Source organism: Catenuloplanes sp. NPDC051500, assembly GCF_044454585.1.
Taxonomy (GTDB): Bacteria; Actinomycetota; Actinomycetes; order Mycobacteriales; family Micromonosporaceae; genus Catenuloplanes.
In genome coordinates this window covers 342,275-368,833 of the sequence record NZ_JBITDX010000009.1, presented here as the reverse complement: position 1 = coordinate 368,833, position 26,559 = coordinate 342,275, and the positions used below count along the sequence as shown (strand labels likewise).

Genomic DNA, 26,559 nt, shown 5'->3' with positions numbered 1-26,559 from the left:
GGCTGGAAAGACGCACTCGGCGCCTTCGAAATCGCATTCCCAGGCCGCATCACGTCTACAATGGTCTTATAGGGGCAAAAGGATGGTTACACAGACATCCTGACAGGCTCCCACCAGAGCCGCAAGGATCTTCTATCTCACAGGTGGAAGAGAATTTCTCATGATTTGAACACGCGTCGCGCACTACAGGTACTCCAGACAATCCGCGCCCGACATTTCCTCTCACTGAGGCTTCGGTCTCAAGATCCGCGTCCGGCGAGACCGGCCAGCCCGCCGACCGGAAATGGATCTTCCACTATGCGGGAATCAAGATCCTTGTTTTGCTCACGGTCCTTTGCACCGCCGAGAAAGGACAGTGAGCAAAACAAGGATCTTGACCGTCCTCGGCCACCTCGCCGTCCAGGTGCTTATGAGACGACATTTCCTGTGCCCGGGTGGGCTTCGTCCTTGAGTACGGAGCATGCCGCTCCTGATCTCACCCGCGAGACCTGCTGACCGTCCGGATCCACGGTGAGCATCGCCGAGCCAGGCGGGCCACTATTGACCTTTGTGGTCGAATTCCGGTCCTACGGGACCGGCCGGGTGGGTCGCGTCCGAAAGGTCCGCGATGTAGCGGGCTGCGGCGGCGCTCACCCTGCCCCGAAAGATCAGTAAGACGCCCATTGCGAAGCGATCCGCGACAGCAGCAGGGTCTGTCTCGCTGCTGGCTTTCGTCGTCAAGGGCGTGAGTCGCCATCATGCGTTAAATACTGAAATTCGGGCACGCAGTGCTCCAATTTCACCATAGGCCCACGCACCGTGGCCCACCTCGACTACCTGCTCGTCGGCAATGCCCTTCGAGAAACGGAAGGGCCGTGATCGACCACCGGAGCTCGCGAGGCTGCGGCTTCGCTGCCGATTCTTGCGATCGCGACCGTCGCAGCCGCACCGCCTAACCGCCGCTGACGCGAGACCCAACACGACCAGCGGACCGCGACCGCCCCGCCCCGCCCACCGGACCGCCGACAAGACCTTCGCCTCGCAGCCCGACCTTGCAACAGGCAAACCGCAGCAGCACCGCTCGACCGCCACTAACGCGAGACCCAAACGACCACCGGACCGCGACCGCCCCACCCACCGGACCGCCGACAAATCCTTCGCCTCGCAGCCCGACCTTGCAACAGGCGAACCGCAGCAGCACCGCTCGACCGCCGCTGACGCGAGACCCAAACGACCGCCGGAGCGCGACCGCCCCACACTCCGGACCGCCGGCAAAACTCTGGCCTGGCTGCGAAGGCCTGCGGTAGACAGCACCGGCCGACCGCCGCCGCGAAGCGCTTTGCGTCGATGTGAGCCTGCGCGCCGTCAGGTGGTGGGGTCGTCGGTGGGGTGGAATAGCAGGTGGAGGGTGCCTTCGAGGTCCAGGCGGCGGATGCGGATGCCGTAGACCGGCTCGAGGAGGGCGGGGTCGAGGACCTCGGATGTGGTGCCGGCCGCGATCACGCCGCCGTTGCCGAGCAGGACCAGGTCGTCGCAGTAGCGGGCGGCGAGGTTGAGGTCGTGCAGCACGATGATCGCGCAGGTGTCCAGGGCGCGGACCAGGTGCAGGATTTCGTGCTGATAGCGGATGTCCAGGTGGTTGGTGGGCTCGTCGAGCAGCAGGTGGGTGGCCTGCTGGGCGAGCGCGCGGGCGATCAGCACGCGCTGCCGTTCGCCGCCGGAGAGGCCGGTGAACGCGCGGGTGGCCAGGTGCGCGGCGCCGACCCGGGTGAGGCAGCGGGTGGCGATCTCGTGATCGTCGCGGCCGGTGCGCTGGAACGTGCCGAGGTGCGGTCCGCGCCCGAGCAGCACCATCTCGCCGACGGTGAGCGCGGTGTCGGCGCCGGTCTCCTGCACAACCACGGCGAGGCGGCGCGCGGCCTCCCGACCGGCAAGCCCGCCCGACCGACCAGCAGGCCCAGCAGGCCCAGCAGGCCCAGCAGGCCCAGCAGGCCCAGCAGGCCCAGCAGGCCCAGCAGGCCCAGCAGCTCGGCCAGCAAGACCAGCAGGACGACCAGCAAGCTCATCAGGATGACCAGCAAGACCAGCAGGACGACCGGCAAGACCAGCAGGACGACCAGCAAGACCGGCAGGACGACCAGCAAGACCAGCAGGACGACCAGCAAGACCAGCAGCTCGGCCGGCAAGACCGGCAGGCCAACTGGCGAACCCGGCCGGCCGGCCGCCAGACCCGGCCGACCGGCCGCGGGCACCGCCCAGCGTCTCGCCGTCGACAGTGACCGAGCCGGTGGGGCTGCGCAGCGCGCCGTAGAGGAGGCGGAGCAAGGTGGTCTTGCCGCTGCCGTTCGGGCCGATCAGGCCGAGTACGCGGCCGGGGCGCGCAAGCAGGCTGACGTCGTCGATGACCGCGGTGGAGCCGTAGCGCCACGACACCCCGGACGCGGAGATCATGCGCCGGTCCGGAAGCGGGCGACGATCCTCTCCAGACCGTCGACGCTGAGCGGGGATGCGGGCTCGGTGAAGTTGAACAGCTGCGTCATCACGGCGCCGTCCCGGACGGCGGTGAGCTTGTCCGCGCCGGGCAGGCCGGTGAGGGCGCCCGCCACGGCCGCCGGGTCGCCGTCGCCGTGCAGCAGGATGATGACGTCGGGGTCGCGGCCGAGCAGTTCCTCAAGGGTGACCTCGAAGACGCGGGTGGTGGAGTCGCCGAAGACGTTTGTGAAGCCGGCGGCCGCCAGCTGAGGGTGGGCCATGCTGGTGTTGCCGTAGGCGTAGGTGACGCCGCCGCCGACCGTGGGGTAGAGGATCGCGGCGGTGCGGCCGGACGGCGTACCCACGCTGCTCTGGATTGTGGTCATGCGCTCTCTGAGCGCCGCGATCGCGGCGGTCGCCTCGGCCTGCCTGCCGAACACCCGCCCGTAGGTTTCCAGTTGCGCATAGATGCCGTCGAAGGACGGGATCGCGGTGCTGTCCGGGCAGAGTACCGGCTCCTCCAGCAGCGGGATGTCCACGGCGGACAGCGTGTCGCGGGAGAGGTTGTCGACCTCGCCGAGCACCAGGTCCGGCTGCTGGCTGATCACCACCTCCTTGGAGATCTGCAGGTGGCCGCTGGTGTCGGTCTTGTCGGTGAGCAGCGGGATCTTCGCAAGTTCGGCGAGCGTGGCGGCGTCGTAGTACTCGGCCGGGTATCGGCCGGCGCGGGCCGTGACACGATTCAACACCCCGAGATCACGGAGGTACGGCACGGCCGCGCTCTTCAGCAGCACCACCCGTTCCGGCGCCTTGTCGAAGGTCACGTCCACACCGCAGTTGGTGATCGTGACCGTTTGCGCACCCTCCGCTTGCGACTGCACACCGCAGCCCGATATCAAGAGAACAGCGGCGGCGAGACAGGCCCTTTTCATCGAAGCTCCTCAGAAAGTTCAGGCGGTGGCATGCAGGCGGCGGATGAGGATCAGGAGGAAGGGGGCGCCGAGCAGTGAGGTGATGATTCCGATCGGGATCTCCTGCGGGGCGAGCAGCACGCGGGCGATCACGTCCGCCCAGACCAGCAGGATCGCGCCGAGCAGCGCGGAGACCGGCACCACGCGCACGTGCGCGGCGCCGACGATGCGCCGGGCCAGGTGCGGCACGACCAGCCCGGCGAATCCGATGCTGCCGGACGCGGAGACCAGCACGCCGACCGCGAGGGAGACGACCACGAGCAGCCGTAACCGGAACCGGTCGGGTGAGACGCCGAGTGTGTGTGCGGTCTCGTCGCCGACCGCGAGGATGTCGAGTCGCCGCCCCAGCACGGTCAGGTAGAGGACCGTGCCGAGCACGATGGTCGCGGTGACGGCGAGCAGCGGGTCCCAGCGGGCCAGTCCGAGCGAGCCGAGCAGCCAGAACATGACCGATCGGGCGCCTTCGGCCGACCCGGACGCGAAGATCAGGAAGCTGGTGGCGGCGTAGAGGGCGTATCCGACTGCGACGCCCGCGAGCAGCAGGCGGAGGCTGGTGATCCGCCCGCCGGAGCGCGCGATCAGCAGGACCAGCAGCGACGCGGCGAGCGCGCCGAGGAACGCGCTGCCGGAGAGTGCGTACTGGCCGAATCCGGCGCCCACGCCGAACAGGATCGCGGCGGCCGCGCCGCTTGACGCGCCGGAGTTGATGCCGAGCAGGTACGGGTCGGCGAGCACGTTGCGGACCATGGCCTGCAGCGCGACGCCGCAGACCGCGAGCCCGGCGCCGACAGTCATGCCGAGCAGCACGCGGGGCAGCCGCACCTGCCACACGATCGCCTCCTGCGGCGGCGTCCAGTCGCCGGTGTCCCACCCGGTCAGCCGATGGCCGATGATCCGGGCGACAGTGGCCGGGTCGATGGCGATCGCGCCGGTGCCGACCGCGACGAGACCGGTGACGATCAGCGCGGCGACAAGCCCGGCGGTCCAGAACGCACCGTTGCGACGACGTCCGCGCACGCCGAGCGGATCGGTGGACACCCCACCCTCCTTATTGCCAAGGTTTTGCAACAACCTAGCACCAAGATCAAAGGCGGGATAGATCGCGTATGGTGTCGTGGTGGCGAATCCCAGGCCGATCACGCATTACGGCAACCCCGTGCTGCACCGCCGCTGTGCCGACGTGACCGTCTTCGACCAGGCGCTGTCCGACCTGATCGACGACATGTTCGCGTCCATGTATGAGGCTCGCGGCGTGGGCCTGGCCGCCAACCAGATCGGCGTCGACGCGCAGATCTTCGTCTACGACTGCCCGGACGCGGACGACGTACGCCAGATCGGCCACGTGGTCAATCCGGTCCTGGTCTCCCGCTCCGCGGTGCTTGACGACGGCACCGAGGGCTGCCTGTCCGTGCCCGGCCCACGCGCCTCAGTGCCACGCGCCACCGAGGCGACGGTGACCGGTTTCGATCGGCACGGCGAGCCGATCACGGTGACCGGCACCGGCTATTTCGCCAGGTGCCTGCAACACGAGACCGACCACCTGCTCGGCACTGTCTATGTGGACCTGCTCCCGGCGGACCAGCGCGACGAGCTGCTGCGCGAGGCCGGACTGCGCTGAGAGAGGTCTGTCGGACCCCACCGCTACGGTGGCGCCGTGTCCGATATAGAGCCCGCGCCGGCCTGGCGGCGCAGTCATCACCTGCGACGCGGCGGCTGGTTCACCACGTCCCGCATCCCGGCCCCGTCCGCCGCCAAGGCGTCCGCGTTCCTGACCCGTCATGAGGCCGAGGCCCGCACGGTCCTGGCGAACACGGGCGGCGACCCCGATCTTGCCGCGGCCGGGCGCGCCGCCCTGGACGATCCGGCGCACGCCACCGGGCTCGGCCTGGCCGTGGTGATCGCTGCCGCAGTCGGCGCGGGCGACTGGCGCGGCGTGACCCCGACCGTGGAGCGGGCCGAGCCGTGGGCGTCACGGCACGGCCTCCCACTCGCGGCGGAGACGGCGGTGGCGCTGGCCGGCATCCGCGCGCACTCGGCGCTGAGCCGCAGGGACGCGGCCGACTGGCTCGACCCCCAGCCGTACCACGGGTGGCCGGACTCCCACAACCACTTCAGCGCGGGGGTACGGGCCCGGCTGGCCACCGCGAGCGACGAGGACCACGCGGCCGCCGAGGCCGCACTCGCCCCCTGGCGGGAGCACGGCCTGCCGCTGCAACGGCTGATGACCTCGTTCCTGATGCCGCACCGGCAGGACTGGGTCGACGAGGACCTGTCCATGGTCCGGACCGCGCCTCTGACGGGCGGCGTGGGCGTACCGCTGCTGCTCTCGTCCGTGCGGACCGGCCCGCAGCTCGAGGCGGCCGCGGCCGCGACGGAACCGTTCGCGATCAGGTGGACCGGCGGCACGCTCACCTCAATGGTCGAGGGCGTCGGCGCGGACGCGCTGCCGGTGCTGCTGCGCTGGTTCGACGAGCCGTACATCGAGGCGGAGGCGCGCCGGAGATGCGCGGCCATGATCGCGGCACTGCCGTCCGACGAGGCGTTCCAGGTGCTGCTGGACCGAGCCGCTCATCCCGCGGTACGGGCGGCGCTCGCGGACGCGGCGACGCGGTATCCGCGCCGGGCGGTACGGCTCGCGGCGGGATCCGGCGCCCCGGCCGTGGCGGCGCTGCTGCGCGTGCGGGTGGCAGGCGATCCGGCGATGGCCGAGGAACTGCTGCCGGAGCTGGCCGGGCCGCCTGCCGACCGGGTGCGCGCGGCACTGGCAGCCACGGCAGAGGTGACCCTCGACGCGCCGGCCGGGAACGTTCCGGCCGCGTTGACAGCCCTGTCCGGGACGCGTGCGCTGCCGTCGTGGGCGACTCCGGCCGGGTTGCCCCGGATCGCGCTCCGGGACGGCTCCGGCACACTGCCACCGGAGGCCGTCGGACACCTGCTGGCCGCACTGTCGGCCCCCGCACCCAGCCGGAACGCCACCAAAACCCCCGCACCCGGCCGAGACGCCATCAAGACCCCCGCACTCGCCCGGGACGCCGTCAAGACCCCCGCACCCAGCCGAGACCCCATCAAGAACCACGCACTCGGCCGGGACGCCGTCGAGGCGCTCGACCCGGGCGACCGGGCCGAGTTCGGCTGGGCGCTGTTCGAGCGCTGGCAGGCGGCCGGCGCACCGGCGAAGGAGAGTTGGGCGCTGACCGCGCTGGGCCTGCTCGGCGACGACGGGACCGTGCGCCGCCTGACGCCGGTGATCCGCGCCTGGCCGGGTGAGGGCGGCCACCGCAAGGCCGTCCTCGGGCTGTCCGTGCTTGCGGCGATCGGCACCGGCGTGGCGCTCATGCACCTGCACGGCATCGCGCAGCGCGTGACGTTCAAGGCGCTAAAGGACCGGGCCGGGGAGAAGATCGCCGCGGTCGCGGCCACGATGGGGCTGAGCGCGGCCCAGCTCGCGGACCGCCTGGTGCCGGATCTCGGCCTGTCCGCGGACGGTTCGCTGCTGCTTGACTACGGCCCGCGCCAGTTCACGGTCGGCTTCGACGAGCAGCTGCGGCCGTACGTGACGGACGCCGCCGGCCGACGGCTGAAGTCGCTGCCGAAACCCGGGGTGAAGGACGATCCCGCCGCGTACTCGCGGTTCGGCGCGCTGAAGAAGGACGTCCGGATGATCGCGGCCGACCAGGTCCGGCGGCTGGAGCGGTCGATGGTGGAGGAACGCCGCTGGTCCGGGGCGGAGTTCCGCGAGTTCCTGGCCGGGCATCCGCTGCTGTGGCACCTGGTGCGGCGCCTGGTCTGGGGCGTGGTGGACGGTCCGTGCTTCCGGGTGGCCGAGGACCGGACCTTCGCCACGGCCGACGACACGGCGCTTACCGTGCCGGACGACGCGGTGATCCACCTGCCGCACCCGGCCGCGGTGGATCTCGCGCCATGGGCCGGGGTCTTCACCGACTACGAGATCGTGCAGCCGTTCCCGCAGATCCACCGCGAGGTGTTCACGCAGGTCGGGGACGTGAAGAACGTGACGGTGCCGGTCGGGCGGGTGCTCGGCCTGGAACCGCGCGGCTGGCGGCGCGGTTGCGCGGAGGACAACGGCGTGCAGGGCTGGATCGAGCGGCCGGTCGGCGACGGGCTCACCGCAGCGATCATGCTGGACCCGGGCATCGCGATCGGCGCGCCGGACGTTTTTCCCGAGCAGACGCTTGAGGAGCTTGTGCTGCTGCCCGGCCCGGCCCACGTCGGGTGGCGTCGTGACGGCACGGTCCCCTGGGACCGGCTCTCCCCCACCGCCGTCTCCGAACTGGCCCGCGACCTGAACGCCCTCACCCAGAGTTAGCGGCGCTTTCGTGGGGCGGCGGAGCGTGGCGGCTGGGCGCGCATGTGGTCGCGGACGCGGGACATGATGTCGCCGAGGGTACGCAGATCGTCCGCGGAGAGCGGAGCGAGGAGCGTGCCGCGGACGGTCTCGATGTGCCCGGGGAACACCCGGGCGAGGAGCGCGCGCCCGGCGTCCGTGAGGGTGACAAGCGTGGCGCGGTCGTCGTCCGGGCTGGGGCCGCGCGTGATCAGGCCGGCCTTCTCCAGCTGGCCGGCCTGGTAGGTCAGGCCGCTGCGGCTGTAGACGACGCCGTCCGCAAGCTCGGTCATGGACAGCCCGTCCCGCGCGTCGCCGAGCCGGGCGAGCACCTGGAACTGCACATAGCTGATGTCTCCGGCGGTCCGCAGCTGCTGCTCGACGTGGTGCTGGAGCAGGCTGGCGCTCTCCATGAACGCGAAGTAACTGCTCAGCTGCTGCGGATCGAGCCCATCGGTCACCCGCACAGCGTACCCGTGCGAATTCGAAGCACCGAGGTGCGAGAAGGGTCAGGAACGGTCAGAAATCGAGAAGCGCGCCGGGAGTCGGTGCACCTAGCGTGAGCTGCATGAACAAGTTGATTCGCCAGGTGCACCGATGGTTGTCGATCGCGTTCACCGCCGCCGTTGTGCTGGTCACAGTTCTGCTCGTCGTGCAGGGTGAGCCGGCCGGCTGGGTCTACACGCTTCCCGTACTCCCGCTGCTGTTGCTCCTGGTCTCCGGGTTGTATCTGTTCGTGCTGCCCTACGTGCAGCGGCGCCGGCGGGCTAGCGCAGGAGCCTGACCGCCGCGGTGTCGCGAAGCCAGGCGTCGGCCTCCGCGTCGGTCCAGCCGGCCTCGCGGAGCAGCCGGGGCCAGGAGTAGATGCCGAAGAGGTACCAGAGCACGTCCGTCGCGCGGTCCACGTCGACGCCGTCCGCGAGTGCGCCAAGCTCGTCCAGCCGCCGGGCGCCGGCCGCGAGCGCAGCCCGGTAGGTGCGGTTACCGGCGGTGAGCAGGCGGCGGGCGAACGGCTCGTAGGCGGCCGTGTCGAGCAGCAGCCCGATCACGGCCGCGTGCCTGCGGTAGGTGAGCCCGGTGCCGTCCGCGAGCAGGTCGATCACCTCGCGGCCGGTGGCGGCGACCCGGATCGCCTCGGTGGTGCGCTCCACCTCGGTGTCCTCGACGCCCTGCCGGACCAGCTGTTCGAGCAGGACCGGCTTGCCGCCGACGCTTGTGTAGACGGTGGCCACCACCACGCCTGCGGCCTTCGCGATGTCGTTGACCGTGGCCTTGGCGTACCCGTCGGCCGTGAAGCGTTCCAGCGCGGCGCGCAGGATGAGGACGCGGGTGTGCTCCGCGGCCTGCGCGCGCCGGGAGTTTGGGTTCACGGCCATGGTGCTCCTTGTGCGGGCGGCCGGGCGCGGCCGCCGTTGGAGCTTAGATCGCGGCGGCCAGCGATGCGGCGACCTCGTCCGGCGAGGTCATCGCGTCGATCTGCTTGCGCACGCCGGCGGCGGCCGCGGCGAACCGCGGGTCGGTGAGCACCGCGTGCACGGCGGCGCGCAGCTGCTCCGGGTCGGGCCGGCCGGGCGCGGTCGCCACGCCGCAGCCGGCCGCGGTGACGGCCGCGGCCTGCACGAACTGGTCCGCGCCCTGCGGCACCACCACGATCGGCAAGCCGAGCGAGAGCGCGCCGAGCACCGTGCCCGCGCCGCCGTGCGTGACGACAGCGGTGACGCCGTCGAGTAGTCCCACCATCGGCTGGAACGGCACCAGCCTCGGGTCCGGCACGGCGCCGGGCAGCGCGGTCCCGACGAACTCGGCGTCACTCCCCTCCGCAAGCGTGGACAGCAGGTCCAGCACCATCTCCGGGTCCGCGACGTGCGACCCGAACGTGACGAGCACGCGGGGACGGCCGGGCGCGGGTGGCGGGAACGCCGCGGTGACGTCGCCGTCCGGGCCGCGGTGCGCCTCCGGGCGGAGCGTCAGCCGGGTCACGCCGTCCGGGATGCCGAGCGGGCCGAGCGCGTCCGGGCACACGTCGAGCAGCCATCGGCCGGCCGGGAGCGTGACCGGGGCGTCAAGTCCGCGCGCGGTGAAGTAGGGGGCCGCGTTCGCCGCGATCGCGTTCAGGAATTCGGGCGGAGCGCCGGGGCCGGTCGAGACCGTGGCCAGCGGCGTGCCGAGCTCGGCCGCGGCCAGCGCGCCGACCAGGTCGAACACCTCGTTGACGACCAGGTCCGGCGCCCAGTCGCGGGCCGCGGCGAGCGCCTCCTCCGCGGTCGTGTCCAGGCGGACATCACCGAAGAACGCGGCCACGCTCTCCGGCGTCGGGTCGGCGGCCGGGTCCCGGCCGGAGCGCGCGGCGGCCTCGGCGAACAGCACGTCCGGCATCGGGCCGGCGGGCAGCAGCGTGAAGCCCTCGCCAAACAGCACCGGCGCCATCCCGGCCGCGGTCACGAACGCGACCTCGTCGCCACGGCGGAAAAAGGCACGAGCCAACGGCAGGAGGGGGTACGTGTGCCCGATCGCGGGCGTGCAGCTGAACAGAACTCGCATGTCCATCAGAATAGCGTTCCAGTGATCAGAATGCCATTCCGACGATGTGCTGCTGCCCGCCCGGCCACGGGATCGCGCCGATCGTCGGCGGCGACCGTGAGACGCACCGGGACCGCGGCGGCCGGCGGCGGACCGGAAGGGACGACTTCGCAGGCCAGCAGCCTCGAAGTCCGGCTTCCGGGCGAAAACTGAAACGGTCCACTGTGGGGTGTGCGGTTACCGATACACTGCGGAGGCATCGACCGCCGCCACCGGATAGGACCCACGCATGGCCGACCGTCAGGTACCACCGGGTATCGACACCAGCACCATGCACCCGGCCCGCCGGTACGACTACCTGCTCGGCGGCAAGGACAACTTCGAGGCCGACCGGGTCAACGCGGAAATGCTCACCAGGTTCTTCCCCACCGCGCGCATCTCCGCGTTGGAGAACCGGCGGTTCCTGCGGCGGGCGGTCACCTTCCTGGCCCGCGAGGCCGGCATCCGGCAGTTCCTCGACATCGGCAGCGGCCTCCCCACCGCGCCGAACGTGCACGAGGTCGCGCAGGGCATCGCACCCGCCACCCGCGTCGTCTACGTCGACAACGACCCGATAGTGCTTGTCCACGCGCGGGCGCTGCTGACCAGCTCGGCCGAGGGCGCCACCGCCTACGTCGATGCGGACCTCCGCGACCCGGACCGGATCCTCTCCGACGCCGGCCTGCGCGACACGCTCGATCTCACCCAGCCGGTCGGGCTGATGCTCGTCGCGGTCATGCACTTCTTCCCGGAGGAGATGCGGCCGTACGCACTCGTCGGCCAGCTGGTCGCGGCCATGGCGCCCGGCAGCTACCTGACCATGTCCAACGGCACGCTCGACTACCTGTCGCCGGACGACGCGGCCAACCTGCGCGGCGCGTTCGCCCGCAGCGGGGAGCCGGCCGCGCCACGTACCCGGGAGGAGTTCGCCAGGTTCTTCGACGGCCTCGAGGTGATCGCACCCGGCATCACCTCGGTCGCGGACTGGCGCGCGGACACCGAGCCCGAACCGCGCCCGACCGCCGCCGAGGCCGCCGTCTATGCGGGCGTCGCCCGGATCCCCTGAAGCGCACAGAGTCACCCCTCGCGGGTGGAGTGGAGCTGGTCACAACGGGGTAGTTGCCGCTCGTGAGCAATCTGAACACGTCGCTTCCGCCCGAAGCCAACGAGGTCCGGACCTGGGTGCTGCACAGCCCGGACCAGCTCCGCACGCTCCGGGCCGGGCTGAGCGAGGAGATCACGGGTGAGCCGCTCGCCGAGGTGCCGGAGCGGATGCTTCTGGTGGCGACGGAACTGGCGACGAACGCGATCCGGCACGGCCGGCCGCCGACCGAGGTGCGGCTGCTCCGCACCGAGGACCAGTTCGTGCTCGACGTGCTGGACCGCGACCCGAACACTCCGCCGGAGCCGGTCGACCCGTCGTGGGAATCGGCCGGCGGGCGCGGGCTGCAGATCGCGCAGTCGCTGTCACTTGACGTCGGCTGGTACACCACGCCGCACGCGAAGCACGTGTGGGCGAGCTTCCCGGTACCCGCTACCGGGCCGTTTGACGTGGACTGAGGCTCAGGCTCGCCTCGATCTCGGCAGCGGGCCGGGGCGGGCTGAACAGGTAGCCCTGGCCGCTCGTGCAGCCGAGCAGTTGCAGCTCCGCGACCTGCGCCGGTGACTCGATGCCCTCGGCGACGGTGTCGAGGCCGAGGATCTGGCCGAGCCGGACCACGGCCTCGGCGACCGCAGCGCCCCGGGTGGTGCTGTCCAGCTGTGTCACGAAAGCCCTGTCGATCTTGAGGACGTCGATCGGCAGGCCGATCAGGTACTGCAGCGACGAGTACCCGGTGCCGAAGTCGTCGATCGCGATCCGGATGCCGAGCGCCCGGAACTCGGCGAGGATCGGCGCTGCCGTGTCCGCGACCACGATCGCGGTCTCGGTGATCTCCAGCGTCAGGTGCGCCGGGGACAGGCCGGTCCGCTCCAGTACGCCGACGATGTCCGCCACGATGCCGGGCTTGAGCAGCTGGCGGGGCGACAGGTTGACGCTCAGGTGCAGTGGGTCGTGGTGCTGGCGGAGCTGCCAGTCCTGCACCTGCGCGCACGCCTCCTCAAGGATCCACAGCCCGACCGTGTGAATCAGCTGGGACCGTTCGGCGATCGGCACGAACTCGCTGGGCGGGACGGACCCGTACGACGGGTGATCCCACCGGGCGAGCGCCTCGACGCCGACAGTCCGGCCGGTCGCCAGGTCGACGATCGGCTGGTAGTGCACGTGCAGCTGACCGGCGTCGATCGCGAGCTCCAGCAGGTCCGCGAGAATCGCCTCCCGAGTGCGCTGGTCGGTCATCGACGGGTCGTAGGCCCGCCACCCGTGCTTGTCGTTGCGCTTGGCCTCGTACATCGCCATGTCGGCCCGGTGCTGCACGGCCTTGGCGTCCTCCCCGGCGATCGAGGTGGCCACACCGATGCTGGCATGCGCGTGGATGACGTGCTCCCCCACCTCGACCGGCGTGCTCGCGAACGCGGCCAGTACCCGCTCGGCCACGGCACCGGCCTCGGCGTCGCTCTCCAGGTCGAACAGCACGATGACGAACTCGTCGCCGCCCACCCGGGCCGCGAGATCCGAGACTCGGATCTGCCCGCGCAGCAGCTGTGCCACGTGGGTGAGCAGCACGTTGCCGGTCTCGTGGCCGTACCTGTCGTTCACCGGTTTGAAGTCGTCCAGGTCGATGAGGAGAATTCCGTACGGGCCGGTGGCACGGTGCAACCCGGCGCGCAGCCCCGCCAGGTTCGCCAGCCCGGTGAGCGGATCTGTGCTGCTCACCTCACGGCTGTCCCGCAGCGACACCACCTGCCTCAGCATGACCGCGATCGTCATCGCGCACTGCGCCAGGATCAGGCCGCCCCAGGTGAGGAACGCCTGGTCCTTGATGGTGATGGCGACAAGCACCACGCTGCCGAGCGCTACGCCGATGTACGGCAGGTGGGTGGACCAGATCGGCGGCGCGCTCCAGGTCACGCCCGCGTCCGACTGCGCGCCCGGCTCCATCCGCATCGCCGCGACAGTCATGATCAGGCTGGCCGAGGTCAGTGCCAGCACCGCGAGCGCGTTGGTGTCCGGTTCGCCGCCGTTGATCCGGATCGAGGAGAACACCGTGTCGCTCACCGCCCAGAGGATCATGCCGCCGAGCAGCAGCGTGATCGGCTCGTGCAGCCCCCGGGATGCGCCCCGCAGCAGTACGGTGCCGATCACCACGCTGAGCAGCAGATTGCCCAGCCCGAAGCCGATGTCGAACACCCACCGGTAGCTTGCCGGCGTGTGCGAGGCGGGTTCCAGCACCAGGTGCCAGACCAGCATGAACGCGCAGCTGAACACGGTGAGCAGCTCGGCGGCGAAGGCGAGCCGCTCCCGGCCGCGCAACCGGCTGATCGACGCGGACAACGCCGCCGCCGTCAGGGCGAGGAACATCGCGAGGCCGCTGAGCGCGCCGGCCCACCACCAGGCGAGTGCGCCGGTTACCTCGTTGACCGCGAAGCAGATCGACATGGACAGCGAGAGCGCCCGGCCGGCCGCGGTGATCCGCCAGGTGCGGCGGGCACCGTACCGGGCGGCGCGCAGGCTGTAGCGGATGCCAAGCGCGTCCAGCGCCAGCAGCGACATGCCGAAGATCGGCGAGCGCAGGTCAGGTGAGAGGAGCGACACCATCTGCCCGGCCGCGATGATCACCGCGAGCACGACCGGAGCGGCGATCCCGCGCCGTCTCAGGAGCGCAGGCGTCATCACGGCACCTCCTGGACACGGCACTGTTCCAGGGGTTCCCATCGGCAGGACGGCCACCGGATGAAGCGTTGCCGGATAATCGCACACACCGGCGGCCTCACGACCGGAAGGTTGTCGATCTCGACGCGGGTGATCGCCGCGATGTGCCAGCCGTAGATCCGCAAACGCGGTCAGGAGGCCGGAGGAGCGCCTTAACGACGCCCGGTGGTCAGGGCGACGAGGAACTGGCCGCCGCCTGCGTCGACGGTTGCGGTCACCGGGAGCGCAGGGGTGAGGCGGGAGAAGCGGTCGACGAGCCAGTCCGCCGCCTCCTGCGCGTCCTTCTTGCTCGGGCAGCGCCCCACGACCTCGCGGCCGCCCTTGCGCTCCAGGCGCTCCGCGACCGCGATCAGCGGGGCGGGCTCGATCACGTGCAGCCGGTCCGGCCAGGCGATGACCACCTTGACCGCGCCCTTGCGCGTGTTGCAGGCACGGTGCGCGAGCCGCTCGGTGATCTTTGACTTCCGGTCCGCGGTGCGGCTGTCGACGCTCGGGCCACGCGGGTCGTTCACCGGCATGTCCGGGTCGACGGCTTCGTCGCACACCCAGCAGCGCCAGCCGTCCCGCGTCGCCACGTCCTCAAGGAGACTCATCCGCACAACGTAGCCGGTCCGCCCACGACGGAGAGCAGCGGCGGGAAGGACTCGCGGGAGCCCGCCCATCACCGGCTGCGTCACCGCGGCCGATGCGGACACGCCCGCTTCCGGCCACTTCAGCCGAACGCGGACCATCACGGCGAGTGGGGTGTGCGGGCCATCACGGCCGGGGAGCAGGCTGACCCGGCCGGTGGGGCGCGGGGCTCGGGTACGGTGCCGAAATGGAATTCCAGGATGTCGTCCGGCGCCGGCGCATGGTGCGTAGCTTCGACCCGGACCGGCCGGTGCCGCCGGAGGTCGTGGACCGGATCGTCGACAACGCCCTGCGTGCGCCGTCGGCCGGTTTCTCGCAGGGCTGGGGATTCCTGGTGCTTGACACCGCGGCGGACATCGCGCTGTTCCGGGACTCGGTGCGGCCGGCCGAGCAGCCGGAGAACTGGTTCGCGGCGAACGTCGAGGCTCCGCTGCTGATCGTCGCGCTGTCGAACAAGGACGCCTACCTGGAGCGGTACGCCCAGGCGGACAAGGGCCACGCCGACCGTTCCGAGGGCTGGTGGCCGGCACCGTACTGGGACATCGACACCGGCATGGCCTCGCTGCTGATGCTGCTGACCGCGGTCGACGCCGGGCTGGGCGCCTGTTTCTTCGGCCTTCCCGCGGGCCGGGTCGACTCGTTCCGGGAGGCCTTCGGCGTGCCGGCGCACTTCAACCCGATCGGCGCGATCTCCGTCGGCTACAGCGACGAGCCGCCCCGCGACCTGCGCGCGCGCCGTCGCCCCAAGGATGACGTCGTGTACCGCGGCCGGTGGCAGCACACGCCGGAGTGACCCCGGCGGGACCGCCGGCGGGAGGGAATCGCGGCGCGTGAGCCCGCGGGAGCGTGCGGGCCGCGGCCAGAGACGGATGTGGGAAGCGGAAATCTGGTTGCGGCCGCAGGCCCGGGTTGGTCATGATCTCGGGCATGACGTACTGACGGACTGCAATCAGTGAAATCGGCCCCCGGTGGCGAAACGCCCGGGTTGTGCCGTGCGTCCGCGTGTCTCCAGATCTGGTGAAGTGAGTTCTCCGTGCCCAAGGCCAGTGTGTCCGTTTTCGCGTCCGAGTCGAGTTGGATCGAGTCCGATGCGCTCGATCAGTGTCACCAGGTGGCCGCGCTCGACGGGATGGTCCATGTCGCCGCCATGCCTGACCTGCATCCGGGCAAGGGGGCGCCGATCGGGGCGGCGATGTCGTCCCGCGTGCTGTATCCGTTCCTTGTGGGTTCGGACATCGGGTGCGGGATCGCGGTGTTCCCGATCCGGATCAAGCGGCCGGCGCCGGAGCGGCTGGCGGCACGGTTCCCGGATCTGGACCGCCCGCTCGATCCGGGCGACGAACTGATAGATCAAGAGATTCCCGCAGGGTACGGAGAGCAGCTCGGCACGGTCGGCCGCGGCAACCACTTCGTGGAGCTGGCGCGGGTGCAGGCGGTGCACGACGACGCGCACGCGGAGCGGCTGGGCCTGCACCCGCACGACCTGGTCCTGATCGTGCACAGCGGTTCGCGCGGGCTTGGTGAGCGGATCCTGCGCGCCCACACCGAGGTGCACGGCGCGGGCCCGGCCGCGGACGTGGACGCCTACCTGGCCGCGCACGACGAGGCGGTCCGGTGGGGTTCGCTGAACCGGCGGCTGATGGCGGCGCGGGTCGCGCTGGCGCTTGGCGCGGTGCCGGAGGAGCCGATTGTGGACGAGTGCCACAACTCGGTGGAGATGGTCGGCGGGCTCTACCTGCACCGCAAGGGCGCGGCGAACGGCGACCGGCGCGACGTGCTCGTCGCGGGCACCCGCGGCACCGCGTCCTACCTGGTCGCGGCGCATGCGGGCGCGGACGCGAACTACTCGGTGGCGCACGGCGCCGGGCGGAAGATGTCCCGGGCGGACGCGCTGCGGCGGGGGAAGGCGAAGCACACGGTGGAGGAGCTGCGGCGTACGCCGGTGGGCTCGTTCGTGGTGTGCGGCGACCGGCAGCTGCTGTTCGAGGAGGCGCCGACCGCGTACAAGAAGATCGAGCGGGTGATCGACGACCTGGTCGAGCACAAGCTTGCGACGCCTGTGGTCAGCACGCACCCGGTGGTCACGTACAAGACCGCGGAGAAGGGTGGGCGGCGATGAACCTGCTGGTCTCGGCCGGGCGCGGGCCGGAGGAGTGCACGTGGGCGGTGGCGCGCCTGGTGCAGCGGCTGGAGCGCGAGGCCGCGCGGGCGAAGGCCCCGGTCGCCCGCGTCGAGGAGGTGGCCGGGGATCGGGCCGGCACGTTCCGGTCGGTGCTGCTGGAGATCGGCGACGAGTCCTTCGCCGCGTCCTGGACCGGGACGCTGTGCTGGCAGGCCGCGTCGCCGTACCGCACGACGAGCCGTAAGAACTGGTATGTCATCGCCGCCCCCGTGCGGGTCGGCGCGCCGGTCACGGTCTTCGACGAGTCCGATGTGGAGATCGTGCCGATCCGCACCGGCGGGCCCGGCGGCCAGCATCGCAACAAGGTCAGCTCCTCGGTGCGGGCCACCCACCGCCCGTCCGGCCTGGTCGTGGTCGCGGACGCGGAGCGCAGGTTCGGGCTGAACCGCACGCTTGCGCTGCGCATGCTGCGGGAGAAGCTTGAGGCCGGTGACGCCGCGGCCGGTGAGCGGCTCAAGACGCAGCGGTGGGAGGTCCACGACGATCTCGTCCGCGGCGACCCGATTCGCACCGAACGGCCGTAGAGCGGGGCCCGTTCCCCGGCCTACGCTCGTGCGGTGGCGCTGAGTATCGACTTCGGCACATCAAATACCGCCGCGGCCGTGTCCACACCGGCCGGTGGGGCGCGGCCGCTGCTCTTCGACGGCTTCCCGCTGCTGCCGTCCGCGGTCTGCGTGGACGCGGACCGGATCCACACCGGGCGGGACGCGGTGCAGTGGGGCGGCAGCCGGCCGGACGCGTTCGAGCCGTGGCCGAAACGGCGCATCGACGACGGTGTGCTGCTGCTCGGTGCACGCGAGCTACAGGTCGAGGACGTGATCGCGGCGGTGCTGGGCCGGGTGGCCGCGGAGGCGCCGGGCGCGGGTGAGGTGGTGCTGACGCATCCGGCCGCGTGGGGGCCGCACCGGCGGGCCGTGCTGACCGCGGCGGCCACGCGTGCCGGACTGGGCGCGCCGCGACTGGTGGCGGAGCCGGTCGCGGCCGCGCACCGGGTGGCCGCGCTCGGGCACGACGTGCCGGTGGGCCGGACCGCGGTGGTGTACGACTTCGGCGGCGGCACCTTCGATGCGAGCGTGCTCACCCGTACCGCCGAGGGGTTCGTGGTGGTGGCAAGTGAGGGTCTGCCGGATGCCGGCGGCCTGGACATCGACGAGGCCGTGCTGGGTGTGCTTGCCGCGACGATGCCGGACGCCGGCGGTGCGTGGGAGCGGCTGCTGATGCCTGCCAACTCGGCGGACCGGCGGGCCGCACGGCAGCTGCGCGAGGAGGTACGCGGCGCGAAGGAGATGCTGTCCCGGGGCGCGTCCGCGTCCGTCTACGTTCCGTTGCTGGATCGGGAGTCGGTGCTCGGGCGGCCGCAGTTCGAGCTGGTGGCGCGGCCGGTGATCGAGCGGACGGTGGCCGCGACCCGGTCTGCGCTGCGTGCGGCGGGGCCGGAGACGGGGACGCCGGCGGCGATTTTCATGGTGGGCGGGTCGAGCCGGATCCCGCTGGCGGCGGTGTTGCTGCATCGGGCGTTCGGGGTAGCGCCTGTGGTGCTGGAGCAGCCGGAGCTGGTGGTGGCGCTGGGGGCCCTGGCGACGCCGACGGCATCGGTTGCCCAGATATCCGGGACGCCTCCGATGACCTCGGGCGCTCCTCCACCGGAGCCCGCGACGGCCGGATTGCGGCCGGGCGGCCCGCTGCCCACAGAGCCTTTGCCCGCAGAGCCTTTGCTAGCAGCGCCTTTGCTAGCAGCGCCTTTGCCCGCAGAGTCTTCGCCCGCAGAGCCTGCGCCCGCCGATGCCCGGCCTGGGGCCGACCCGCCCTGGCAGAGTCCGGGCCCGGCGCTGATCGGGATCGGGATGCTGCTCGCCCTGCTGCTGTTCATCGTCGTGGTGCTCAACAACGGATCCTCCGACGTGAACGCCGCCGACCCCAGCGCCCCGCCGAGCCGCACCGGCAGCCCGTCCGCGAGCCCGTCCCCCGCGCCATCCCTCTCCCCCTATCCCCCACCTGTCGACGTCTGCGACAAGATCGAGCACGACCATCTGCGGGACGTGGTGGGCACCGAGGTGATGGAGTTCTTCGTGCCCGATCCCAGCCCCACGATGACCAGCATCAACGGCAACCGCGCGACGATCCTGTGCTACTTCGGGTACACGACCCGGGGCGGTGACGTCGGCGTGCTCACCGCAGACATCACGGACTGGACCTCGGCCGGCGTCTCCACCGGCTGGCTGGGCGTCCTCCGCCGGGACACCGAGGAGCTGGCGAAGGACGGCACGACGGTGACGGTTGAGGACGTCACCGGAGCCGGGGACCGCGCGTTCCGGTATGAGGTGCGGCCGCCCACCGGCTATGTGCGGATCGGTATGGCGCGGGCGGACCGGAACCTCGCGCTTGACTTCTGGGTCCGCAGCGACGAGATCCGCTACGACGGTCCGGAGCGGTACGCGGTGACTGATGCGCTGCGTGCGGACACCGCCGCCACACTCGCCAATCTGCTTGCGTCCTAGGCCACTTCTTGTACGCATCGTTGCATACAAGGCGGTAGCGTCGTCCGTATGACGGCGACGCTCCTTGCCCCGGTCACGGCACCCGCGACAGCGAAACGGCCGTGGATCTCCGTCTACGCCGTCATGTTCTTCTCCACCTGGGCCGGCAACCAGTTCAGCCCGCTGCTGCTGCTCTACAAGCAGCGCGAGCACTACTCCGCGTTCGCGGTCAACGGGTTCCTCGGCGTCTACGTGCTCGGCCTCGGCCCGGCATTCCTGCTCAGCGGCGCGCTCTCGGACCGCTACGGCCGTCGCCCGGTCATGTTCGGCGGCGTGCTTGCCGCGCTCGCCGCAAGCACCGCGCTCGCGTTCGGCGGCTCCGGCCCACTGATGATCTGCGTGGGCCGGTTCCTCGCCGGGATCGCGGTCGGCACCGCCACCTGCGTCGGGACGAGCTGGCTGAAGGAACTGTCCCAGCCGCCCTACGACCTCCGCGCGGACGCCGGCTCGGGCGCGCGCCGGGCCACCACGTCGTTCGCGCTCGGCTCGGCCACCGGCGCGCTCGTCGCGGGCCTGATCGCGCAGTGGGGACCGTGGGCGCTCCAGCTGCCGTACCTCATCCACGTGGTCCTGACCGTGCCGTTCGCCTGGCTGGTCCTGCGCGCGCCGGAGACCGCGGGCTCGCCCGGCCCGCTGTCCGGCAGGCTGCGGGTGCCGGCCGCCGGGCACCGCCGGTTCGTGCGCGTGGTCGCGGTCGCGGCGCCGTGGCTGTTCGTGGCGCCGTCCCTCACCTACGGCTACCTCCCGGTGCTTCTGGAGAAGACCACAGGCACCCTCGGCATCGGGTACGCGACGCTGCTCTGCGTGCTCGCGCTCGGTACGTCCGCGCTGGTGCAGCCGTGGGCCAAGCGCTTGGACCGGGTGGACAGCGCCCGCGGGCTGGTGATCGCGATCTCGGTGATCACGGTCGGTGTCGCGCTCGCCGCGGCCGCGAACCAGTTGCAGTCCTGGATGGCCGGCCTGGCCGTGGCCGTGGTGATGGGCGGCGGGATCGGCGTCGGCATGGTGTCCGGCATCCTTGAGGTGCAGCGGATCGCGGGGCCGTCCGACCTGGCCGGGCTGACCGGCGTGTTCTACGCGATCGCGTACACCGGCTTCCTCACGCCCACGCTGCTGGCCGCGATGGCGGGCACGACCGGGACCACCGGGCCGCTGCTCGGACTGACCGCGCTCGGGGTGCTCTGCCTGCTGGCGCTTGTCACCGCGGGCCGGAGGCATCTGCCCGCGCGCTGAACGGGCCGGGGCCGGGGCTTCCTCACTCCCGCCCGCGCAGCCGCAGCGCCTCGATCACCGCCGCGGCCATCGTCTCGCCGCGGCTCCGGGTCAGCCCGTTGCGCTCCGCGGCCGCGACCACCTCGGCGTAGACCGCGGATTCCTCCTCCGGTTCAAGCGCGACCGCGGGCCTCTGGCGGGTCAGCAGCGCGGCCAGGCGACGCTCGCCCGCGTCGCCGATCGTGGCCACCGCCCATTCGGTGCTTCCGGTGACCGCCGCGGCGGACAGGTAGGAGAGCACCGACAGCAGCACGGAGGAGACCACGCCGAGGTCGGCCTCGCGAGCCGCCCGCGTGACGAGCGGCCGTCCCCGGCGCAGTTCCGCCGCGACGTCGTCGAAGAGCTCCAACTCCGACGGGTACGCCGACGTGATCACCTGCCGCCCGAGCACCACCACCTCGTCGTACTGCCCCTTGGTGCCCTGCCCGCCGCGTCGCCAAAAAGCCACAGTCGTACCCCGTACCGTCGTCCCGGACGTCCCTTGCCCGCCCAACGCGCACGTTCCGTACGCGGTAACGGCGTGTCGCCCGCGCAGGGTCGTCCGTCCGGCGTCACGCACCGGGCCGTCGGTCAGCGGCAGGTGAGGCGGGCCGCGGCCCAGTCGGCGTGGTCGAAGTTCTTGGAGTCGCCGCCGTCGGTGACGCGCAGGGTGAGGCGGCGGACGCCTGTGACATCCGCGGTCACGCCGTACGCCGGGTCGGCGCTGCGCAGGACGCCGGTGCCGGTCAGCAGGCGGCCGTCGCCGAGAACCTCGAAGGTGGCGGAGCCGGGCGAGGTCACCTCGTCGTCGATGCCGGCGAGGGCGGTGAAGGACGTGCAGGCGGCGCCGAGCCAGACGGTCACCTCGGCCGGCGCATGCGTGCCGATGCCCTTCGGGTGGACCGTGCCGTGAAGCGTGAGCGGGTTGCCGTCACCGCCGGCCTGCTCGCCGTTGGACCGGTCGCGCTCGACCGGCCCGTAGCCGTTGGACTCGCTGAGGAACGGCAGGTCGCTGACCCACGCGTTGCCGGTGGGCACGGGCGGCGGCACGAAGAGACGGACCGCCTGCTCGACGTGCACGGTCTCGGTACGCCAGCGGTAGGTCGCCACGATCGGCAGGTCGACGGCGCCGACCGTACCGGCGGGCACGGTGAGCGGCCAGGAGCCGGTGAGCGACTCCCCGCCGTTCAGCCGGGCGGCCGTCACGGGGGTGCCGCCGGCGGCTGGGGCCAGGCGGACGTCGGTGATCGGGCCGCCGGCCGGGAGCGTGAAGGTCGCGGCCACCGTGATTGTCGCGCCGGGCTGGGCCTCCGCGGTCGGCGGGGTCACGGTCAGGGTGGTGGCGGGGACCTGCTCGACCGGCCGGTCACAGGTCGCCGAGCCGGTGTACGGGCACAGCGCGGTCACGAAGCCGCCGTTGGCCGCGAGCGGCACGGTGAGCGTGTCGCCGCGGCGGACGATCCGGGACTCGCGGACCAGGCCGTGGTCGCCGTCGCGAAGCGTCTCGGCCAGCCAGCGGCCGGTGGGAAGGAAGCCGAGCGCGACGGGCAGGTTCCTGGCGGGGGTGGCGCTGAGGCCGGCCGCCCACCAGCGGTCGCCGGAGCGGCGGGCGAGAACAGAGGAACTGCCGGGCTCGCCGGAGAGCAGGCGCGTCTCGTCCCAGACGGTCGGGATCTGGTTGAGCGTGCGAAGCGCCTCGGGGTGCGCCTCGTAGGTCTCGAAGCGGTCGGCGAGGTGCTGCCAGCCGGACTCGTAGACGACGGAGAGCGCGACTTCGTGCGCGTCGGTGGTGTCGCGGTCGGTGACCGCCCAGGTGACCGGCGTGTAGTCCATGCCGCCTGCGACGTTGCGGGTGAACGGGAAGATCGTGTTGGTGGCGGCGCGGGTACGGAACTGTTCGGCGCCGCGGACCGCCTCCTGGGTCAGCACGTGCGGCCAGGTGCGCTGAAGGCCGCGGGGTGTGGTGGCGCCGTGGAAGTTGACCATCAGTTTGAGCGCGGCGGTGGCCGGGAGGATCTTGTCGTACCAGCGGAACCTGGCCTGGCTGTCCGAGTCCATGAAGTCGATCTTCAGGCCGGCCACGCCCCACGACGTGAGCAGTGGCAGCAGGGTGTCGCGCTCCTGCGCGGTGTCGAGCCGGGTCCAGTGCAGCCACAGGATGACGTCGACGCCGCGGGCGCGGGCGTAGCGGACCACCTCGGGGACCCAGGAGGCGTCCCAGCCCTCGTCGATCAGCACGTAGGGCCAGCTGTTGCGGGCGGCGAAGTCGATGTACTGCCGCTGGCGGACCGGATCCGACGGGCTGGAGTGCTCGGACAGCCACGACCAGGCGACGACGCCGGGGCGTACCCACGAGGTGTCTGTGATCTTCGATGGCGGGGCCAGGTCGTCGACAAGCGTGCTCTCCGTGACGGTGGCGAGATCACCGACGATCGCGACGCGCCAGGGCGTGGCGAGCGGCCCGGCCGAGGTGATCGCCGCGTCGGCAAGCGTGACCGCGTAGGTCCCGCCGCCGGTGTGCCGGAGCCGGGCGCCGTCATAGCGGCCGTCCACATCGGACTCGGTAAGCAGGGCGTAGGTGCCGCCGATGCGGAAAAGAGCAGGGAAACCGAAATCCGCCCGGGGTACGGCGCCGGCCGCGCCCTGGATCCAGGCCTCCTCGTAATTCGGCGAGTACGGCAGCAGGGAGGCGGTGGCATCCGCGGGAACAGCCCAGGACGACGTTTCGCCGGTGACCGTGACGCTCGCCCCCGGCAGCACGTACCGGTAGGCGGCGCCCTCGTCCGACACCCGCACCACGAGATCGAGCCGCGCCCCGCCCGCGCCGCTGAAGGAGAACGTCGACTCGCGCAGCGCGGTGTCCCGCTGCAGCTGCTTGCCGGTCGTCATCGTGTAGGTCTCGCGGATCTCGCGGTTGCCACGCGACACGAACGTCAGCCCGGCGCCGAGGTCGGCCGCCGCGGTCCGGATCCCGATCGGTGAGGCCGCAAGCACCCCGTCCACCCCGAACGCGAGCCGCCCCTCATCAAGCGTGACCCGCGCGGTCACCCCGCCGGACGGTCCGGGCACGGCCCACTCCTGCGGCGCCGCCCGCCCACCCGGCGCACCGGGCACGAGCGACACGACGAGGGCAGCGGTCAGCAACAGGTGCACGAAGTCTCCCCAACGACAGAAATCGATGCCTTCCCCGACCCTATGCGCACCGCCACGCTCAGGACAATGCCCGGCGTCAATTCGTCGCGGGGCGGTTGCGCGGCCGGGTGCGGACCCCGGCCGAGCTCCCGAAGGCATCGGCAAAGACTGATCAACCGGTCAGGACGTCGCGCAGCCGCCGCGCCTGCTTCACGGTCTGCGAGGAACCGCCGCTGTCCGCGAGCGCGTCCAGGCCCGGCATCGCACCTGTCGCGCCGGACCGGGCGGCGCAGTCGGCTGCCAGCGACAGCACCGCGTTGAACCGGTGCGGGCGCTCATCGGCGGCGAGCAGGGCGGGCAGCGCCGCGGACAGCACGGCCCAGACCGTGGCGTGCGCGCCGGCCCGCGCCACCTCGCCGAGGACTGTCTGCCAGTCCGGGGCGAGGCGCCGGTCCGCGAACAGCGCGCCGCAGCCCGCCGCGTCGAACTCGCCGCGCGCGGTCAGCTGGAGCACCGCGTCCACGATGCTCACCACGGTCCTGGAGGTGGCACCGGCGATCGCACGGGCGACAAGCGTGGTGACGGCGAGACCGGCGGGACCGTCCGCCTCGACAAGCAGCGGCAGGTCCGGCCAGAACTCCTCGCGGTCGCCGTAGTGGTTGATCTGTGCCGCCAGGTGCTCGCGGTGCACCGGGAGCACCGCAAGCCAGCGCGGCAGCGGGCCGCGCTCCTCGTGGTAGTGGCAGCCGCTGCCCAGCCCGGTGCCGAAGAGAGTGAACGGCTCGGAGAAGCCGTCGTCCAGCGCGGGCAGCCGGGCGGGCGGCAGCTCGGGGGTCCGGCCGGCCGTGATGCCGCCGCCGTCGAGCCACCGCGCGTAGCGGACGGCGTCCGGCGTGCCGAGCGCGGTGGCCGCGGCGGAGAGCCGGGCCCGGCCGGCCGGCTCCGGCAGGCGTACCCGCAGCAGCGCCTGGTCCAGGTCCGCGTGGCCGGCACGCACGCCGTCCCGGGCGTACCCGGTCAGGCGCTCCAGCAGCTCGTCCGGGTCGACCGCGCCGTTCTCCCAGGCCGGGGTGGCCAGCAGGTACGGCACCGGGGTGGTCAGGATCGCGGACGCGGCCTCGCGCACCCGCACCGTCCAGGCCGCGTGGAAGACGCAGATCGCACACCGGCTGTGCCCGTGGCACCGCGCCACCCCGCGGAGCGGCTCGGTGCTGGGTTCCGTGCCGTCCAGCACCGCGGCAAGCGCCTCGTGGATGCGGTCGTGGGGCAGCCGCTTGCGCGTCACCTGGCGCAGCTCGGCGGCGAGCTTCTCCCGGTCCCGGTAGGCGTGCCGGACCAGGCCGTCGAGCACCCGCTCCCGGTCGGCCGGCGCCGCGTGATCGCCGCGCAGCGCGACAAGCGCGGCCACCTCCTGGGCCAGCTCGACCACGGTCGCGGGCGCGGGCGCGAGGCGGCCCGGTGACGAGACCGGCGGCAACGCGTCCACGACTGACGCCGCCGCGGCGATGAGCCCGGTGCGGGCGGCGAGGTCCGGCGTCAGCAGCGTCGCGGCCTCGGCCAGCTCCGCGCGCAGCGGATCCCCGGCCGGCGGCACGTGCGGCGCGACCAGCTTCCACGCCGCCTGCTGGAGCGCGCTGTCCTCGTGCCCGAACGCGACAGCGATCACCGGCAGCAGCTCCGCCGCGTCCGCGGGGGTGCGCCGCAGCGCCGCGGCAAGCATCTTCAGCTGCGCGCGGACCAGCACCTTCTCCGGGCGCAGCAGCACGTCGCGCGAGGCCTCGGCAAGCGCGCCGGTGTCCAGCCGGCCCGCCTCGGACAGCCGCTGCAGGATCGCCTGGGCCCGGACCGCGACCGGCGAGTCCGCGCTCGCGGTCAGCCGGACCCAGTCGGCGGTCATCGCGGCCAGCTCGTCCTCGGTGGGGGCGAGCGCGTCGAGGAACGTCCAGAAGCCACGCATCTCGGCCGGACGGCCGCCGGTCAGCAGCCGGCCGGCCGCGCGGTCGAGAAGCACGCCGCGGTCGAGGTGGCCGGACTCCGCAAGCGCTGCGATCTCGCCGCCCCAGTCGTTCTGGTCCAGCTGCACGCCGAAGCCGGTCAGCTCCAGCAGGCGCGGGATCAGCACCGGCGTGTGCGGGTCGGACCTCAACTCGGCCAGTTCGCGCGCGACCTCGCGGGGGTAGCGCCACACGGACCTGCCCCACGCGGCCGCATAGGCCTCACCATCAGGCGCCGCGGTTCCGGAGGCCCGCACCAGCTCCTGGACGAGCGCGAAGAGGTCCGAGTTCTCCCGGTCGACGTACAAGCGGCCGGCCTGCGGCACCCGCAACGAGGCGGCCAGCCGGTGCGCGAGGTCGCCGAGCCACGCCGGGTCCCGGTCGGCGAGCACGCTCATGCAGCGGTACGCCACGTTCGGGCTGACCCGCCGCATGCGCAGGATGAAGGTGGCGGTCGCGGCCGGCTCGGTCTGGCAGCCCAGCGCCGCGATCGCTGTGGCGTCGCGGCGGTTGCCGATCCGCCCGTCCCGGCCCGCGTCGTCCAGCGCCTTGTACGCCCTGGTCAGCCGGCCCACCACGGACCGGCGGGCCGCGCGGTCCATCGCGGGCAGCAGCGCCAGCACCCGGTCGAGGTCACCGCTCTCGGCCGCCTCAAGCAGCGCCGTGCTCATCGCGTCCGCCCCGCCACTGGAGGGA

At 72.1% G+C, this 26,559-nt stretch carries 21 protein-coding genes; 10 read left to right on the top strand and 11 right to left on the bottom strand.

The window, feature by feature from the left end:
- Positions 1-1,344 precede the first annotated feature (1,344 nt).
- The 3 genes from ACIA8K_RS21045 to ACIA8K_RS21035 all read right to left on the bottom strand — a co-directional run bounded on the left by ACIA8K_RS21045 (position 1,345) and on the right by ACIA8K_RS21035 (position 4,460).
- Positions 1,345-2,430 carry an ABC transporter ATP-binding protein gene (locus ACIA8K_RS21045; protein WP_396061611.1) on the bottom strand — a complete coding sequence of 362 codons (1,086 nt, stop codon included), beginning with the start codon at positions 2,428-2,430 and terminating at the stop codon, positions 1,345-1,347.
- Positions 2,427-3,275: an ABC transporter substrate-binding protein gene (locus tag ACIA8K_RS21040; RefSeq protein WP_396061608.1), complete on the bottom strand. Its 849-nt coding sequence runs from the start codon at positions 3,273-3,275 to the stop codon at positions 2,427-2,429. The genes ACIA8K_RS21045 and ACIA8K_RS21040 overlap by 4 nt, the downstream gene beginning before the upstream one ends.
- A 126-nt stretch (positions 3,276-3,401) precedes the next feature.
- Entirely contained in the window at positions 3,402-4,460 is a 1,059-nt protein-coding gene (locus tag ACIA8K_RS21035; protein ID WP_396061605.1) for a FecCD family ABC transporter permease, read from the bottom strand.
- A 79-nt stretch (positions 4,461-4,539) separates the two neighbouring features.
- On the opposite strand from ACIA8K_RS21035, the gene def reads away from it, so the two are divergent.
- On the top strand, positions 4,540-5,040 hold the full coding sequence (gene def, locus ACIA8K_RS21030) for a peptide deformylase (protein ID WP_396061602.1): 501 nt from the start codon (positions 4,540-4,542) through the stop codon (positions 5,038-5,040).
- Between the two features lie 36 nt (positions 5,041-5,076).
- Complete coding sequence (locus ACIA8K_RS21025) at positions 5,077-7,749, top strand: DUF4132 domain-containing protein (protein ID WP_396061599.1); 2,673 nt, start codon at positions 5,077-5,079, stop codon at positions 7,747-7,749.
- Here ACIA8K_RS21025 and ACIA8K_RS21020 read toward each other — a convergent pair.
- Positions 7,746-8,228 (bottom strand): MarR family winged helix-turn-helix transcriptional regulator, encoded by a 483-nt coding sequence (locus ACIA8K_RS21020; RefSeq protein ID WP_396061596.1) that lies wholly within the window; start codon positions 8,226-8,228, stop codon positions 7,746-7,748. The genes ACIA8K_RS21025 and ACIA8K_RS21020 overlap by 4 nt on opposite strands.
- Positions 8,229-8,335: 107 nt before the next feature.
- Between ACIA8K_RS21020 and ACIA8K_RS21015 the strand changes: the two genes are divergently transcribed.
- A complete protein-coding gene (locus tag ACIA8K_RS21015) occupies positions 8,336-8,551 on the top strand; it encodes a hypothetical protein (protein WP_396061593.1) in 216 nt (71 codons plus the stop codon).
- Here ACIA8K_RS21015 and ACIA8K_RS21010 read toward each other — a convergent pair.
- On the bottom strand, positions 8,535-9,143 hold the full coding sequence (locus ACIA8K_RS21010) for a TetR/AcrR family transcriptional regulator (RefSeq protein WP_396061590.1): 609 nt from the start codon (positions 9,141-9,143) through the stop codon (positions 8,535-8,537). The two genes, ACIA8K_RS21015 and ACIA8K_RS21010, sit on opposite strands and share 17 nt — an antisense overlap.
- A gap of 43 nt (positions 9,144-9,186) precedes the next feature.
- Positions 9,187-10,308, bottom strand: a complete 1,122-nt coding sequence (locus ACIA8K_RS21005; protein WP_396061588.1) for a glycosyltransferase — start codon at positions 10,306-10,308, stop codon at positions 9,187-9,189.
- Between the two features lie 268 nt (positions 10,309-10,576).
- Between ACIA8K_RS21005 and ACIA8K_RS21000 the strand changes: the two genes are divergently transcribed.
- Positions 10,577-11,392 carry an SAM-dependent methyltransferase gene (locus tag ACIA8K_RS21000; protein ID WP_396061586.1) on the top strand — a complete coding sequence of 272 codons (816 nt, stop codon included), beginning with the start codon at positions 10,577-10,579 and terminating at the stop codon, positions 11,390-11,392.
- A gap of 62 nt (positions 11,393-11,454) precedes the next feature.
- A complete protein-coding gene (locus ACIA8K_RS20995) occupies positions 11,455-11,886 on the top strand; it encodes an ATP-binding protein (protein WP_396061583.1) in 432 nt (143 codons plus the stop codon).
- On the opposite strand, the gene ACIA8K_RS20990 is transcribed toward ACIA8K_RS20995, so the two are convergent.
- On the bottom strand, positions 11,861-14,098 hold the full coding sequence (locus ACIA8K_RS20990) for a putative bifunctional diguanylate cyclase/phosphodiesterase (protein ID WP_396061580.1): 2,238 nt from the start codon (positions 14,096-14,098) through the stop codon (positions 11,861-11,863). The genes ACIA8K_RS20995 and ACIA8K_RS20990 overlap by 26 nt on opposite strands.
- Before the next feature lie 191 nt (positions 14,099-14,289).
- Positions 14,290-14,730: a hypothetical protein gene (locus ACIA8K_RS20985; protein WP_396061577.1), complete on the bottom strand. Its 441-nt coding sequence runs from the start codon at positions 14,728-14,730 to the stop codon at positions 14,290-14,292.
- A gap of 224 nt (positions 14,731-14,954) precedes the next feature.
- Between ACIA8K_RS20985 and ACIA8K_RS20980 the strand changes: the two genes are divergently transcribed.
- The 5 genes from ACIA8K_RS20980 (at position 14,955) to ACIA8K_RS20960 (ending at position 20,719) form a co-directional block, all read left to right on the top strand.
- Positions 14,955-15,560, top strand: a complete 606-nt coding sequence (locus ACIA8K_RS20980) for a nitroreductase family protein (protein WP_396061574.1) — start codon at positions 14,955-14,957, stop codon at positions 15,558-15,560.
- 240 nt (positions 15,561-15,800) lie between these two features.
- Positions 15,801-16,886, top strand: coding sequence for an RNA ligase RtcB family protein (locus ACIA8K_RS20975; RefSeq protein WP_396061571.1), 1,086 nt, complete (start codon positions 15,801-15,803; stop codon positions 16,884-16,886).
- The gene (locus tag ACIA8K_RS20970; protein WP_396061569.1) at positions 16,883-17,473 is read left to right on the top strand and encodes a peptide chain release factor-like protein; all 591 of its coding nucleotides are present in this window, start codon (positions 16,883-16,885) and stop codon (positions 17,471-17,473) included. The genes ACIA8K_RS20975 and ACIA8K_RS20970 overlap by 4 nt, the downstream gene beginning before the upstream one ends.
- 33 nt (positions 17,474-17,506) lie before the next feature.
- Complete coding sequence (locus ACIA8K_RS20965) at positions 17,507-19,447, top strand: Hsp70 family protein (RefSeq protein ID WP_396061567.1); 1,941 nt, start codon at positions 17,507-17,509, stop codon at positions 19,445-19,447.
- A gap of 48 nt (positions 19,448-19,495) precedes the next feature.
- Positions 19,496-20,719, top strand: coding sequence for an MFS transporter (locus ACIA8K_RS20960; protein ID WP_396061564.1), 1,224 nt, complete (start codon positions 19,496-19,498; stop codon positions 20,717-20,719).
- A 22-nt stretch (positions 20,720-20,741) separates the two neighbouring features.
- On the opposite strand, the gene ACIA8K_RS20955 is transcribed toward ACIA8K_RS20960, so the two are convergent.
- From ACIA8K_RS20955 to ACIA8K_RS20945, 3 genes are all read right to left on the bottom strand, one after another.
- Positions 20,742-21,206 (bottom strand): hypothetical protein, encoded by a 465-nt coding sequence (locus ACIA8K_RS20955; RefSeq protein WP_396061562.1) that lies wholly within the window; start codon positions 21,204-21,206, stop codon positions 20,742-20,744.
- Positions 21,207-21,328: 122 nt separating this feature from the next.
- Positions 21,329-23,890: a glycoside hydrolase family 97 catalytic domain-containing protein gene (locus tag ACIA8K_RS20950; RefSeq protein ID WP_396061559.1), complete on the bottom strand. Its 2,562-nt coding sequence runs from the start codon at positions 23,888-23,890 to the stop codon at positions 21,329-21,331.
- A 151-nt stretch (positions 23,891-24,041) separates the two neighbouring features.
- Complete coding sequence (locus ACIA8K_RS20945) at positions 24,042-26,534, bottom strand: DUF6493 family protein (RefSeq protein WP_396061556.1); 2,493 nt, start codon at positions 26,532-26,534, stop codon at positions 24,042-24,044.
- Positions 26,535-26,559: the final 25 nt, after the last annotated feature.

Coding starts and splice junctions, on each gene's coding strand:
- ACIA8K_RS21045 (WP_396061611.1), bottom strand. CDS start 2,430: ATGATCTCCGCGTCCGGGGTGTCGTGGCGCTACGGCTCCACCGCGGTC.
- ACIA8K_RS21015 (WP_396061593.1), top strand. CDS start 8,336: ATGAACAAGTTGATTCGCCAGGTGCACCGATGGTTGTCGATCGCGTTC.
- ACIA8K_RS21010 (WP_396061590.1), bottom strand. CDS start 9,143: ATGGCCGTGAACCCAAACTCCCGGCGCGCGCAGGCCGCGGAGCACACC.
- ACIA8K_RS21005 (WP_396061588.1), bottom strand. CDS start 10,308: ATGCGAGTTCTGTTCAGCTGCACGCCCGCGATCGGGCACACGTACCCC.
- ACIA8K_RS21000 (WP_396061586.1), top strand. CDS start 10,577: ATGGCCGACCGTCAGGTACCACCGGGTATCGACACCAGCACCATGCAC.
- ACIA8K_RS20990 (WP_396061580.1), bottom strand. CDS start 14,098: ATGACGCCTGCGCTCCTGAGACGGCGCGGGATCGCCGCTCCGGTCGTG.
- ACIA8K_RS20985 (WP_396061577.1), bottom strand. CDS start 14,730: ATGAGTCTCCTTGAGGACGTGGCGACGCGGGACGGCTGGCGCTGCTGG.
- ACIA8K_RS20980 (WP_396061574.1), top strand. CDS start 14,955: ATGGAATTCCAGGATGTCGTCCGGCGCCGGCGCATGGTGCGTAGCTTC.
- ACIA8K_RS20970 (WP_396061569.1), top strand. CDS start 16,883: ATGAACCTGCTGGTCTCGGCCGGGCGCGGGCCGGAGGAGTGCACGTGG.
- ACIA8K_RS20960 (WP_396061564.1), top strand. CDS start 19,496: ATGACGGCGACGCTCCTTGCCCCGGTCACGGCACCCGCGACAGCGAAA.
- ACIA8K_RS20945 (WP_396061556.1), bottom strand. CDS start 26,534: ATGAGCACGGCGCTGCTTGAGGCGGCCGAGAGCGGTGACCTCGACCGG.